Source organism: Cognatiyoonia sp. IB215446 (genome assembly GCF_033963825.1).
In the GTDB taxonomy this organism is placed as follows: Bacteria; Pseudomonadota; Alphaproteobacteria; order Rhodobacterales; family Rhodobacteraceae; genus Yoonia.
Window position 1 is genome coordinate 715,240 of record NZ_JAXBMD010000001.1, and the last position, 13,764, is coordinate 729,003.

Below are 13,764 nucleotides of genomic sequence, written 5' to 3' on the forward strand. Positions count from 1 at the left end.
ACTACAGACCGGAGAGCCCGATGCTGGCTGGCAAACATATATTATTGATCGTTGGGGGCGGCATCGCCGCATTTAAGTCGTTGGATTTGGTGCGTCGCTTGCGCGAACAAGGGGTACAGGTCACACCAGTTTTGACGCGCGCGGGTTCGGAGTTTGTGACGCCACTCAGCCTGTCGGCGCTTTCCGCCACGAAAATCTATCAAGACCTCTTTGATCTCACTGACGAGGCCGAGATGGGGCATATCGAGTTGTCGCGCGCTGCAGACCTCATCGTTGTCGCGCCAGCAACGGCTGATCTGATGGCCAAGATGGTCGGCGGGCATGCCGACGATTTGGCGTCAACATTGCTATTGGCGACGGATAAACGCGTGCTGATCGCGCCATCGATGAATGTGCGCATGTGGGAGCATCCCGCCACCCAGCGCAGTCTTGCGACCTTGCAAGGCGATGGCGTGCTGGTTGTCGGCCCGAACGAGGGCGATATGGCTTGTGGCGAATACGGCCCGGGGCGCATGGCGGAAGTGCCCGAAATCATCGCCGCGATTGATGCCGCGTTGGGTGATGGGCCGCTAAAGGGGCGGCACATCCTCGTGACATCCGGCCCGACCCATGAACCCATTGATCCGGTGCGCTACATCGCTAATCGCTCATCGGGCGCGCAAGGAACGGCCATTGCCAAAGCGCTCGCCGCAATTGGCGCGGACGTCACCTTTGTGACCGGTCCGGCGGGTGTGCCCCCCCCCGCTGGGGTGAACGTCGTTCGGATCGAGACCGCGCAAGAGATGCTACGAGCTGTTGAGGCCGCACCACTGGCAGAGGTGGCGATCTTTGCAGCCGCCGTGGCGGATTGGCATGTGGTCAATGCCGGGGCACAGAAGATCAAGAAAGAGGGCAGCGCACTGCCTGCGCTGGAACTGGCTGAAAACCCCGACGTCCTCGCGACCATTGCGCAACGGCAGGAGGGGCGTCCGCCGCTTGTCATTGGCTTTGCGGCAGAGACAAATGATGTCATCGCACATGCGACTGCAAAGCGGGCGCGCAAGGGTTGTGACTGGATCGTGGCCAATGACGTGTCGCCTGAGACGGGCATCATGGGCGGGCAGGAGAACGCGGTGACGCTGATCACCGATGATGGCGCCGAGACTTGGCCCCGCATGTCCAAAGATGCGGTTGCGCAGAAGCTGGCACAACGCATTGCCGAGGCTGTCTCGTGACGGTCGAAATCCGGTTGCAATGGGCTGAGGGGGCTGATCAGACGCTTGGCCTGCCAAGCTACGAAACCGCCGGAGCGGCCGGGGCCGATCTGCGCGCCAATCTGGAAGGCAAGCACCCCGTCGTGCTGCAACCCGGCGACCGTGCGTTGATCTCCACCGGGTTTCACATGGCGATCCCGCCGAACTACGAAGTGCAAGTGCGGCCACGATCTGGGCTGGCGCTGAAACATGGTGTGACGCTGGTGAATACCCCCGGCACGATTGACAGCGACTATCGGGGTCCCGTCGGCGTGATCCTGATCAATTTGGGGCAGGAGGATTTCACGATCACCCATGGGATGCGCATCGCGCAGATGGTTGTTGCCCCCATGATCCAGGCAAACATGGCACAAGTTGACATGCTTGACGCAACACTGCGCGGCGCGGGCGGGTTCGGGTCAACCGGTCTATGATTATGGTCGGTGCCATGGCTGCGACCCTTTGGGGGATCGGTATCGCGATGAAGGTGCCATATGCGGTGCGCTGGAACATGATGGGCATCCTGCTGGTCGGGGTGATGATGCTGCATGTGATCCTGCCGAACGGGCATCCTTTGCGCATGGCAACGGGTGGAGATGCCCGGCTTTGGGGGCTGCTCATCGCCTTCGGCTTCATGGTCTGGGGGTATCGCCGCGCGCTGGGCAACTTGCGTGCCCGCGTTGTGGCGCGGGAAAGCAACGCCCCTGCGCCGCCGTCGGACAGTTTTTCCGAAACGGAACTCGACCGCTATGCGCGCCACATCGTGCTGCGCGAGATTGGTGGGCCGGGGCAAAAGGCGCTGCGGAACGCGAAAGTGCTCGCTGTCGGGGCAGGGGGCTTGGGCGCGCCCGCGCTGCAATATCTTGCCGCAGCCGGGGTCGGGACAATTGGTGTGATCGACGATGACGTGGTCGAAAACGCCAACCTGCAAAGGCAGGTCATCCATCTTGATCGGAATATCGGCATGCCAAAGGTGCATTCAGCGGCCGAGGCGATGACAGCACAGAACCCTTTCGTGACCGTGCGCCCCTATCACCGCCGCCTGACGGCAGAGATCGCGGCAGATCTCTTTGACGATTACGATCTTATTCTCGATGGCACGGACAATTTCGACACCCGTTATCTGGTGAATGCGACCGCGATTGAGAAACGCAAACCGCTGATCGCAGCGGCCCTGACCCAATGGGAAGGACAGATCAGCCTTTATGACCCGGCGAAAGGCACCCCATGCTATGCCTGCGTCTTTCCTGAGGCCCCTGATCCGGTCCTCGTGCCGTCCTGTGCCGAGGCCGGCGTGATCGGACCGTTGCCGGGTGTGATCGGCGCGATGATGGCGGTTGAGGCGCTGAAAGTGATCACCAGAGCGGGTGAGGGTCTGGGCGGCAAGTTGCTGATTTATGACGCACTTTATGCGCAGACAAGGACCATCAGCATCAAACCACGCGCCGATTGTGCCGCTTGCGGCGGCAAGGGCTTGCACGTCAAGGCCTGACCTTCATACTGCGGTCCAAATGACAAAACTGGGGAGATGTTGATGCGTATTCTAACCGTGCTTGCTGCGGCACTTTTTGCCACGTCCGCTGTCGCCGACGGCCATTTGCCTGATCTGGACGGGCGCGAGATTGTCGTGGTGACCGAGAACGCCTATCCGCCCTTGCAGTTTATCGACGGTAACGGTGACGCGGTCGGCTGGGAGTATGATGCGATGGCCGAGATTGCCGAGAGGCTGAACGCGACGATTGTCTATGAGAACATCAGTTGGGACGCGATGATCCCCGCTGTGTCCGAAGGACAGTTTGATCTGGGGATGACTGGGATCACGATCCGTGAGGATCGGGCGGAAGTTGTTGATTTTTCAGACAAATACATGACATCTGAAATGGTGATGATGGTACGCGGTGATGAAGAGAGGTTCACCGATGCGGCGAGCTTTGCCGCCGATGACGACCTGCTGATGGCCGCACAACCCGGCACGACGCCCTTCTATGTTGGTGTCTATGACGTGCTGGATGGCGACGAGGCGAACCCAAGGATCAAGCTGATGGAAACCTTCGGTGCAACCGTGCAGGCCTTGCGCGCGGGCGATGTTGATCTGGTTCTGACCGACGGCACGGCGGGTAACGGTTATGTCGAGGCGTCTGATGGCGGGTTGAAGATCATTGGTGAGAAACTGGGGACCGAGGATTTCGGCTTTATCTATCCCAAGGGCTCCGATCTGGTTGAACCGATCAACGCCGCCATTGCCGATATGTGGGCTGATGGCACGATTGAGGCGCTGAATACAAAGTGGTTCCTTGACTACAAGCTGGGTGAGTGAACCCTGAAGTGGAGGTCCCGGGTCAGGCCCGGGACGCCCTCGCATGTTACCCGCATCTCCGAACGATGATGACTTTCCCTGGTGGCTGGTCGCCGTGTTGGCGATTGGTCTTTACCTGTTTTGGCAAGTCCTGACGGTCGAGGAGTATTCGCGTGTTCTCAACACGTTGCGCCGGGGCATCTGGGTCACGATTTATGTGACCATTGTTGCCTACACGCTCGCCTGTCTGCTGGGGCTGGGGCTAGCGCTGGCGCAGCTGTCGAAATCCATCGTTTTGCGCCAGATCTCCCGCTTCTACATCGAGGTGATGCGCGGTATTCCGATTATCGTCCTCCTGCTCTACGTGGCCTTCGTCCTAGCACCTGCCATGGTGGCGGGCTGGAACTGGGTCCTGGGGCAGTTGGGGTTAGAACCGATCCGCACCCGCGATTTCTCGCTGCTTTGGCGGGCGGTTATTGCGCTCACGCTCGCTTATGCGTCCTTTCTCGCCGAGGTCTTTCGCGCCGGGTTGCAATCCATCGACAAGGGCCAGATTGAGGCGGCGGAGGCACTGGGCTTATCGCGCTGGCAGCGCTTTCGCCTGATCGTCTTTCCGCAGGCTTTGCGGGTGATCCTGCCGCCTTTGGGCAATGATTTTGTAGCGATGGTAAAGGATTCGTCACTCGTCAGTGTGCTGGGCGTGACGGACGTCACCCAATTGGGCAAGGTCACGGCGGCGGGCAATTTCCGGTATTTTGAGACCTATAACGTCGTGGCGCTGGTGTATCTGACGATCACCATCACGCTTTCGCTGGCTTTGCGCAAATTTGAAAGGCGGATGCGCGAGAGGTAGGTGGCAACTTCTGCGGGTGCACCCTAGGTTAGCCCCAAAGGAGAACTGCCATGACAAACCCGCTGCTTGCCGATTGGTCCACCCCGTTTGAAATGCCGCCCTTTGATCTGATTTCGGATGATGATTACGCCCCGGCGATGGACATCGCGATGGATGAAGCCCGCGCGAACATCGCCGCCATTGCAGAGAGTGCAGAGCCTGCCACTTTTGAAAACACGATCGCGGCGCTGGAGGCGACCGAAGATGCGCTCAACCGGGTCCTGAGCACGTTTTACGCAGTCGCCGGTGCCGACAGCAACGACAAGCGCGAGGCGTTACAGCGGGAATTTGCGCCGAAACTGAGCGCGTATGGATCGGAAGTTGTAGAGAACAAGAAGCTGTATGCGCGAATTGAGGCCGTGTGGCAAGCGCGTGAAGGCCTCGATCTCACACCTGAACAACAGCGTCTGTTGATGCTGAAGCGGCGCAGTTTCGTGCGGGCCGGTGCGCAACTCAGCGGTGCACCGGAGGAGGAACTGCGCGAGGTCAAATCGCGGCTTTCCGTTCTTGGCACGGATTTCATGCAGAACCTTTTGGCCGATGAACGCGACTGGTTCATGCCGCTGGGGCCAGATGACCTGCAGGGGCTGCCGGATTTCGTGCTGGCGACTGCCAAGGCTGCGGGGGCAGAGAAAGAGTCGGATGGTCCGGTCGTGACCTTGTCTCGGTCCTTGATCGTCCCGTTTCTGCAATTCTCCGAGCGGCGCGATCTGCGCCAGAAGGCTTACGAGGCCTGGGTGGCCCGCGGTGCCAATGGCGGCAAGACCGATAACCGCGCCATCGCGGCTGAGACGCTGAAACTGCGCGAAAAGCGGGCAGCACTTTTGGGCTATGAAACCTTTGCCGATTTCAAGCTGGAAACGGAAATGGCCAAGACCCCGGACGCGGTGCGCGATCTCCTGATGCAGGTCTGGCGGCCGGCCAAGGCGGCCGCCGATGCGGATGCCGAAGTGCTTGAGCGGATGCTGCACGCCGATGGTTGGAACGGCCCGCTGCAGCCGTGGGATTGGTGGTTCTATTCCGAGAAGCGGCGCAAAGAACTACACGATCTCGATGAGGCTGAACTGAAACCTTATCTGCAGCTTGAGCGGATGATCGCAGCGAGCTTCACCTGCGCTGGCCGCTTGTTCGGACTGGAGTTCAAAGAGATCGAAGGGCCGCGTTATCACCCGGATGTCCGGCTGTGGGAGGTGACCCGCGACGGAGAACATGTTGCCGTGTTCATGGGCGATTATTTTGCGCGGAACTCAAAGCGGTCGGGTGCTTGGTGCACCGCGATGCGCGTGCAGAAACGTCATGGCGGTGTGGCGCAACCGCTTGTTCTGAACGTCTGCAACTTTGCCAAGCCCGAAGAGGGTAAGCCCGCGCTTTTGTCCTATGACGATGCGCGCACGCTGTTTCACGAATTCGGGCATGCGCTGCACCAGATGCTGTCAGATGTGACCTATGAAAGCATGAGCGGTACATCCGTTGCGCGAGATTTCGTGGAGCTGCCCAGCCAGCTTTACGAGCATTGGCTGGAAGTGCCAGCGGTTCTGAGCGAGTTTGCTACCCATGCCGAAACAGGTGAACCGATGCCGCAGGATCTGCTTGATCGGATGCTGGGCGCATCCACCTACGACATGGGATTTCAGACGGTCGAATATGTGGCCTCGGCCCTTGTTGATCTGGGCTTCCACGACGGGCCCGCGCCGAGCGATCCAATGCAAAAACAGGCCGAAATTCTAGAAGAGATCGGGATGCCGCATGCGATCCGCATGCGCCACGCGACACCCCATTTTGCGCATGTCTTTGCCGGTGATGGCTATTCCAGCGGCTATTACAGCTACATGTGGTCAGAAGTGATGGATGCCGACGCCTTTGCCGCCTTTGAAGAGGCGGGCGGTCCATTTGATCAAGATGTGGCGAAGCGACTGGAAGAGACTGTGCTGTCGTCAGGTGGATCGGTCGATGCGGCGGAGCTTTACACCGCGTTCCGTGGTCGTCTGCCCGGTGTCGAGGCGCTGTTGAAAGGGCGGGGTCTGGACAAAGCGGCCTGACTGCGCGGCGGTCAGGCTCGGTTGTCTTCGGGGTGACGCTCGACGCCAACAGGGTCTTTGTGGATCAGCACATCAGCGCGGGGGTAGGCCGCGATGATCGCGCGCCTGAGTGCGGCCCCGATCGCGTGCGCCTCATCAAGGCTTTGCGCGCCATCCAACTCGATATGCAAATTGACAAAGACCTTGCTGCCCGCGACACGGGTTTTCAGGTCGTGGTAACCGTGCACGCCGTCGAAACCTTCGGTGATGGCGCAGATGCCCGCTATCATGTCGGGGTCGGCCTGTTTGTCCATCAATGCATCCCAGGCCGATTTGCCGATCCTGAGTGCCCCGACGATCAGCAATGCCGCCGCACCAAGGGCCACGACGCTGTCGATCTGGTGCAGCCCGAATGTGCCTGAGGCCCAAAGCGCGAGGATTGCGCCGACATTCGGGATCAGATCGCCGAGGTAGTGCAGGCTGTCTGCGCGCACGACCTTGTTGTCGGTCTTGCGGGCGACGTAGCGTTGCCACATCACAAGTCCCAGCGTTATTGCGACGGCGAAAAGCATTAGGGTAATGCCAAGCCCCTCACGCTCAGGGAAAGTAGCTTCGCCCGATATCAACCGCAGTAAAGCTGCCGTGGCGATCACTCCTGCCGAGACGAGGATGAAAAGCGATTGACCAAGTGCTGCAAGATCCTCAGCCGAGCTGTGGCCGAAATTGTGGTCTTCATCGGCGGGCTTTGCCGCATAGGCGATAGCAATCAAGCCGCCCAACGACACCATCAAATCCATCGCACTGTCCGCAAGGCTCGCCGCGACGGCGAGCGAGCCGGTTTGGCCGTAGGCCCAGAGCTTGACGATCACCAGAGTGAGCGCAACGGTGACCGATAGGATCCCGGCGGAAAGGTTAAGCTGGTTGTCGCGGCGCAAGGACATCAGACTGCATCATGCATATTGCACCGCAAGACGCCAACTGCGGAACGGCTTAATCGCGAATCTCGCTTTCAGCGACACCCCAAAGGGTTGTCTTGGGCGCCCAACCACGATAGCCGCCCGCGGTCAGCCGGCACCATTCGGGCGTACATTGTCCAAGCCGCGCGATCACCCCAGGTTCCAGCATCGCGTTTTCGAGCGCGTCTTCTTCAGGCCGGGCACGCAGAGCAGTGATCTCACCGTCAATCAGGACAGTTCGTGCGCCTGACAGCATGGTGTAATGCACCCACCCGCCTTGTCCGTCGCGGTCAATGACCCGGCGCCAATGGCCATATTCTGCTATCACCTGCAGTGGCATATGGCGGCGCGTGAAGACCCAATCGATCCGATGTGACAAGGACGGCCCCCGCCGCACATTGGACTCGGATGTCTTGAGCGAAACGAAACGTGGCAATGGCAGGTTCGTCTCCGGCCCCAGTGTTGGAGTCTCATTCACCGGTTGGGCGGCGGCGTGGCTGGCCAGGTTTGTCAAAAGACAAAGAACGCCCAGCATCGCGCAAAGCCGCTTCACCACGTTTCGCATTTTCTGCCCTTACTGCTTTCATTTGGCGCGCGGTTCTTGTGCTGCGCGTCCCTTTGGCGCAACCTGCCATGGGAAGACGTTCTTGAAAACCCGTGGGAGGTATCTCAATGCCAGGTAAGCGGTTGAGTGTTGTCGTGACGCGACGGTTGCCTGAAGTGGTCGAGACCCGGATGAAAGAGCTGTTTGATGTGGCGCTGCGTGACGATGATACGCCCATGACCTGTGACGAACTCGCCGCAGCAATGAGCCAGGCCGATGTTCTGGTTTCGACAATTACGGATCAGATTGATGCCAGACTTCTGGCGCGTGCTGGCGAACGGCTCAAGTTGATCGCCAATTTTGGGGCCGGGGTCGACAACATTGACGTGGCCACCGCACGCCAACGCGGCATCCATGTCTCGAACACGCCCGGTGTCGTGACAGAGGATACGGCAGACATGGTCATGGCCCTGATCCTCGCCGTGACGCGCCGCATGGCCGAGGGGCTGCGCATCGCGCAATCGCAGGAATGGTCGGGCTGGTCACCCACCGCGATGATGGGCGGTCGGATCAAAGGGCGTCGGCTTGGGATTCTCGGCATGGGGCGTATTGGTCAGGCCGTGGCCCGGCGGGCCGCCGTCTTTGGCATGCAGGTGCATTATCATAACCGCAAACGCCTGCGCCCCGAAATTGAAGAGGCGCTGGAGGCCACCTACTGGGACAGCTTGGATCAGATGGTCGCGCGCGTCGATATTCTGTCGATCAACTGCCCGCATACGCCCTCGACATTTCATCTGATGAATGCGCGGCGGCTGAAACTGATGAAGCCCGATGCGGTTATCGTGAATACCTCGCGCGGCGAGGTGATCGATGAGAACGCGCTGACCCGCATGTTACGTGCCGGCGAGATTGCGGGAGCCGGTCTTGACGTCTTTCAACGGGGACCGATGATCAACCCAAGGCTGCAAGAGCTGCCGAATGCGATACTTTTGCCACATATGGGTTCGGCAACGCTCGAAGGCCGTATCGAAATGGGCGAGAAGGTTATAATCAACATAAAGACCTTTGAGGATGGTCACAGGCCGCCTGATCTGGTCGTTCCGTCTATGTTGTGATTCTTGACCAGTGTTAAGGTTTTGGTGATCCGTTTCCCGGTAGCTTCGTATAACTCCTGATGAAAGTGTGATGTGCGCTGCGCATCTTCCATATAGGGATCCGTGACCTGATGCGTATCTTGCTGCCTTTGTACGGTTTGCTGATTGTGGTCTTTGCCGTCGGCGTTGTTTACGTGTTCAAGGCTGGGCTTGATCACTATGTTGCGTCTAACAGCCTTGCAGAGATGCAGATTGATCCGCCTGACGGCTGGACTGTTCGTCCTTACCAGCTTGCCGATGGCGCTGCTATCACGGGAAGTGATGATGATCCAGCAGCAGCCATTGGGACAACTGCGACTATTCTCAACAGCTTTGACATCCCCACCGGCGGCTTGAAAGAAGGCGCCGTAAAAACGTTCCAGCGTGACAATGAGATGCTGGCGCTGCGCTTGGAGCGTGGACCGCATGAACCAAAGCGCGTGTCTTTGGCAGACCGTCTGGGCTATGGAACGCCCGAAGAGACGCTTGATCCCGACACCGTGTTTGCGACAGTGGCAGGATTGCCGCTGATCGTGCATCCGCGCGAGTCGATTGTTGAAGGGATGCCAGCACCGCGGCCGGTCAACTACCGTTACTTCACCATGACAATTGGCGACAAGACGATCGATGAAGTCATGGAAGTGGCCGTTTTGACCAACAGCAGTGACGCAGCTTTGGTCGCGATCCTTGATCGAGTTGATATTGCATTTTTGAATGAGCGGTTGCCGACGCCCGATACGCGCGTCATGGCTTCTGCGGGGGTGTTGACGCGTGATGCACTGCCATTGTCGGATGTACCACCCCGACCAACCCCTGCATATCGCGCACTGGAATTACTCGCGTCCGGGCAGAGTTTTGACGCACCTTGGGGCGAGGCGTTGGCGCAAATCCGAGACGGTCAGATCACGTCTTTTGAGGAACTACAAATCCGGTATCCGCGCATCGATACATTGCCTTATGCGCTGCTTGAAGTCCTTGAAGATGGGTCGCAGACAAGTACAGCCCGCTACTATGCGCGTATTCTTAGCAATAGCGGGCGCGCATGGAGTGGTCACGAGTTTCACGTGCTCTCTACAATCGCTGAGGTTGGCAGTACCCAGGCAGATCTGAATGAGTATCTGGCCGGGCAGTACGATGTTGCAGCCGAAGTACTTGCGCTGGCAAAACGTTTGCCAGAAGGCCCAGCAGCCGGCTCCGTGCCTGCACAGGTCGTGCAATCGGGTGTCGTGCCGACCGCCGGTTTGCGGAACGCAGCGACCTGCGTGCTAGAGAATGGCGTGCGGCGCTGTACCGTAGGCAGCAACTAAAACCCTGGTAAGCCGCGTCGTTGGTGGTCTGAGCGCCAAGATATGCAGCAATCTAGGGTTTGATTAGGCTCCGCCCGCCCAGTGCTTTGGCAGAAGTGCCTTGTCTTGGCCAACTTCAACGATTTCCCGGTAATGCTTCATTGAATGGGCTGGGAACGGTCTTTGCTGTGTTGGCGCAAGCTCTCTAACGCGGCCCATATGATTGAACGTGCCAGGCAGTTTCGGCACCACATCGTCAACGCGGTTGATCAGCAGGCATTTTTCGTGGTGCTTCACAGGCCCCTTCGCGAATTTGGGGCGCGGTGCAGCGAAACCGATACCGGGTGCGCCATAGCTTTTTGACAGGATTTGCGTGGCAGCGGCGCCAAGCGAATGTCCGATCACGTATTTCGGTCGGATATTCAGTGTCTTGAGCCATTCGAAGACGACCACAGAATAGGCCAGAAACCCCTGATGCCAGGTTGTGCCGGAATGCCCTTTTTCGGTCTTGTCATCGCTCATGCGGAATTGTTGTTGGCCAAACCGCAGGGGGCGCAGGTTGTAGCGCAGATAATCGCGGACCGAATTTGATCCGGGCAAAAGCAGGATATCACCTTCCAGTACGTGGGCTTGCACGTCCTGATGCCCACAGGAATGGACGACTTTGGGCGATGTGATCCGGTGCGCGGAATAGCTTGCTTCGGCCAGTTTGGCCGCATCTTCAATGGGAAACTTCATCATAATCACTCTCCTGAATATGCTCAGAAAAGCATGGGTGTTGACGTAAGGTCCAGTGGGGAAACCCTGACCGGGTGCTCCGGCTGTCGCAATCGGACGCTGAGAGGTCGGCTGGTTCTGTCGCTTCGCCCGGCTTTCGCGCAGATTATGCGCAGGCAAGTGAAGGGAGTCGTGTATGAAAACCCAAGTGAAAGCATTGGTCGTCGGTGGCGGCGCCGTCGGCACGTCGATTGCCTATCACCTGGCCAAGGCAGGCTGGGACGATGTGATGCTTCTGGAGCGGGATGAACTGACATCCGGATCGACCTGGCATGCGGCGGGTCTCTTGCCGCTCTTCAACATGTCCTATGCCACCACCCATATCCACAAATACTCGGTCGATTTCTACAAAACCTTGGAGGAAGAGACCGGTCTGAATGCCGGTTTTGCTGTCGTCGGTAACCTACGCATGGCCCAGACGCAGGCGCGGATGGATGAGTATATGCTCTATGCCTCGACCGCCGAGACCTGCGATGTGCCTTATGTCTGGATGACCCCGGATGAGATCAAGGCGAAATGGCCGCTGATCCGCACCGAGGATCTGAAAGGCGCGCTTTATCACCACACGGATGGCTACATTAACCCCGCCGATGTGACGCAAGCGATGGCCAAGGGTGCCCGCCAGCGCGGTGTGATGATTGAGCGTAAGTGGCAGGCGGATGCGTTTCACTGGAATGGTGACGCGTGGGACGTGACCTGCACCAAGATGGTCGAGAAGGGCGGCAATCTGGTGCCCTCGGATGAGCAGATCGTGATTACGGCGGAACATGTGGTGACCGCCAGCGGCAACCACGCGCAAACGACGGCGAAGAAGCTGGGGATCAAGATCCCCGCGATCCCGGTTGAGCACCAGTTCATCGTGATGGACAAGGACCCCGCGCTTGAGGCCTTCCGCGCCGAGGGCAATGTCGAACACCCCGTGGTGCGTGATGCAGACGCACAGTCTTATGTGCGCGAGGAACGCGGTGGCTGGATTCTGGGTGTCTATGAGAAGGGCGCGCCCGCCTGTTTTGAATATGGTGTGCCGGACAGTTTCCGCGCGGACCTCTTCCCGCTCGATCTGGAGCGGATTGAGGAGCAGTATATGGCGATGATCCACCGCATCCCGTCTTGTGAGGAAAGCGGGCTGAAGGACGACTTCAACGGGCCGATTTGCTACACCCCGGACGGCAACCCGTTGGTCGGGCCAGCGCCGGGGCTGACGAATATGTGGCTGGCGGAAGGGTTCTCTTTTGGCATCACCGCTGCCGGCGGCACGGGTTATTACCTCGCCCAGATGATGGTCGAGGGCGAGGCGGAGATCGACATGGCGAGCCTTGATCCCAAGCGCTACGGCGACTGGATGACGACGGAATATGCGGCCCGCAAGAACGAGGAATGCTACGACCACGTCTATATCCTGCACCACCCGGATGAGGAGCGGCCTGCCTGTCGGCCGTTGCGGACGTCGCCCGCCTATGACCGGCAGGAGGCAAGGGGCGCGCAGTTCGGGCAGGTGAACGGTTGGGAGCGTCCGAATTACTATGCGCCCGAGGGGTTCAATGATGAAGAAAGCCGGTCGTTCCGACGCGGCGGCTGGTGGCAATATGCCGTGGACGAGGCGAAGGCGATCCGCGAGGGCGTGGGCCTGATTGATGCGACGGCCTTTGCCAAACACCGGATCAGCGGGCCGGGGGCGACGGCGTTCCTCGATTGGTTCACAACCAACAAGTTGCCCAAAGTGGGGCGCATCAACCTGACCTATGCGCTGACGGCGGCGGGCACGACGCGGACTGAATATACCATCGTGCGGGTGGCGGAGGATGACTACTATCTGGTCTCTGCCGGGGCATGGCACGCCTATGACGAGGATTACCTTTACAAAGCCATCATGGAGAAAGAGCCGGAGTTTGGCCGCATCAACGAAGAGGATGTGACGACCAAATGGGGTGTCTTCGCCATTGCCGGGCCGAAATCGCGGGACGTACTGGCCGAGGTGATCAAGGATGCCGACCCGGCGACGGCGCTCTCCAACAAGCGCTTCCCATGGCTATCGATGCGCAATATTGAATTGGGTATGTGCCCGGTGCGTACGATCCGCGTGGCTTATACCGGGGAACTTGGCTGGGAATTGCATCACCCGATTGAGATGCAGAATTACCTTTTCGATCTGCTGGAAAAGGCGGGCGAGAAGCACGGCATGAAACTCGTCGGCGCACGGGCGCAGAACTGGCTGCGACAAGAGAAATCCTATCGCGCGTTCGGGACTGAACTGGGTCGCGACGCGACCCCGCTGGAGGCGGATTTGCCGCGTTTCGTCGACCTCTCCAAGGACTTCCATGGTAAGGCCGAGATGGAGGCCAAGGGTATCCGGTCGCAATGCGTGACGCTGTTGATTGATGGACCGGACGATGCTGATCCCTGGGGGCGTGAAGCGCTGTACCACGGTGAGACGCGCGTCGGGCGGCTGACGTCAGGGGGATACTCTGTCGCCTTCGGTAAGTCGATTGGGATGGGTTATGTCACGCCCGATCTTGCGATTGTGGGCACAAAACTGAAGGTGAAAATGCTCGACCAGCTGTGGGATGCACAGATTGTCGAAGACAGCCCGTACGATCCGCAAAATGCAAGGATCAGGGTCGACGGTTAAC

At 59.1% G+C, this 13,764-nt stretch carries 12 protein-coding genes; 9 read left to right on the top strand and 3 right to left on the bottom strand.

What is annotated here, in order from left to right; genetic code table 11:
* Positions 1-20: 20 nt before the first annotated feature.
* From coaBC to SLH49_RS03605, 6 genes are read left to right on the top strand one after another with little or no spacing between them, the layout of a single operon-like run.
* Positions 21-1,214, top strand: a complete 1,194-nt coding sequence (gene coaBC / locus SLH49_RS03580) for a bifunctional phosphopantothenoylcysteine decarboxylase/phosphopantothenate--cysteine ligase CoaBC (RefSeq protein ID WP_320267793.1) — start codon at positions 21-23, stop codon at positions 1,212-1,214.
* Positions 1,211-1,666, top strand: a complete 456-nt coding sequence (gene dut / locus SLH49_RS03585) for a dUTP diphosphatase (protein WP_320267794.1) — start codon at positions 1,211-1,213, stop codon at positions 1,664-1,666. The genes coaBC and dut overlap by 4 nt, the downstream gene beginning before the upstream one ends.
* Positions 1,663-2,724: a HesA/MoeB/ThiF family protein gene (locus tag SLH49_RS03590; protein WP_320267795.1), complete on the top strand. Its 1,062-nt coding sequence runs from the start codon at positions 1,663-1,665 to the stop codon at positions 2,722-2,724. Before dut ends, SLH49_RS03590 begins: the two co-directional genes overlap by 4 nt.
* A gap of 42 nt (positions 2,725-2,766) precedes the next feature.
* A complete protein-coding gene (locus tag SLH49_RS03595; protein ID WP_320267796.1) occupies positions 2,767-3,549 on the top strand; it encodes a transporter substrate-binding domain-containing protein in 783 nt (260 codons plus the stop codon).
* Between the two features lie 43 nt (positions 3,550-3,592).
* Positions 3,593-4,381 (top strand): amino acid ABC transporter permease, encoded by a 789-nt coding sequence (locus SLH49_RS03600; RefSeq protein WP_320267797.1) that lies wholly within the window; start codon positions 3,593-3,595, stop codon positions 4,379-4,381.
* A 50-nt stretch (positions 4,382-4,431) separates the two neighbouring features.
* Entirely contained in the window at positions 4,432-6,459 is a 2,028-nt protein-coding gene (locus SLH49_RS03605) for a M3 family metallopeptidase (RefSeq protein ID WP_320267798.1), read from the top strand.
* Between the two features lie 11 nt (positions 6,460-6,470).
* On the opposite strand, the gene SLH49_RS03610 is transcribed toward SLH49_RS03605, so the two are convergent.
* Entirely contained in the window at positions 6,471-7,379 is a 909-nt protein-coding gene (locus tag SLH49_RS03610; protein ID WP_320267799.1) for a cation diffusion facilitator family transporter, read from the bottom strand.
* A 49-nt stretch (positions 7,380-7,428) separates the two neighbouring features.
* Positions 7,429-7,959: an SH3 domain-containing protein gene (locus tag SLH49_RS03615; RefSeq protein ID WP_320267800.1), complete on the bottom strand. Its 531-nt coding sequence runs from the start codon at positions 7,957-7,959 to the stop codon at positions 7,429-7,431.
* A 107-nt stretch (positions 7,960-8,066) separates the two neighbouring features.
* Here SLH49_RS03615 and SLH49_RS03620 point away from each other — a divergent pair, with 107 nt between their 5' ends.
* Entirely contained in the window at positions 8,067-9,053 is a 987-nt protein-coding gene (locus SLH49_RS03620; protein WP_320267801.1) for a D-glycerate dehydrogenase, read from the top strand.
* A 110-nt stretch (positions 9,054-9,163) separates the two neighbouring features.
* Positions 9,164-10,378 carry a hypothetical protein gene (locus tag SLH49_RS03625; RefSeq protein WP_320267802.1) on the top strand — a complete coding sequence of 405 codons (1,215 nt, stop codon included), beginning with the start codon at positions 9,164-9,166 and terminating at the stop codon, positions 10,376-10,378.
* Positions 10,379-10,441: 63 nt separating this feature from the next.
* Here SLH49_RS03625 and SLH49_RS03630 read toward each other — a convergent pair whose 3' ends face one another.
* Positions 10,442-11,098 (bottom strand): hypothetical protein, encoded by a 657-nt coding sequence (locus SLH49_RS03630; RefSeq protein ID WP_320267803.1) that lies wholly within the window; start codon positions 11,096-11,098, stop codon positions 10,442-10,444.
* 172 nt (positions 11,099-11,270) lie between these two features.
* Here SLH49_RS03630 and SLH49_RS03635 point away from each other — a divergent pair, with 172 nt between their 5' ends.
* A complete protein-coding gene (locus SLH49_RS03635) occupies positions 11,271-13,763 on the top strand; it encodes an FAD-dependent oxidoreductase (RefSeq protein WP_320267804.1) in 2,493 nt (830 codons plus the stop codon).
* Position 13,764 lies beyond the last annotated feature (1 nt).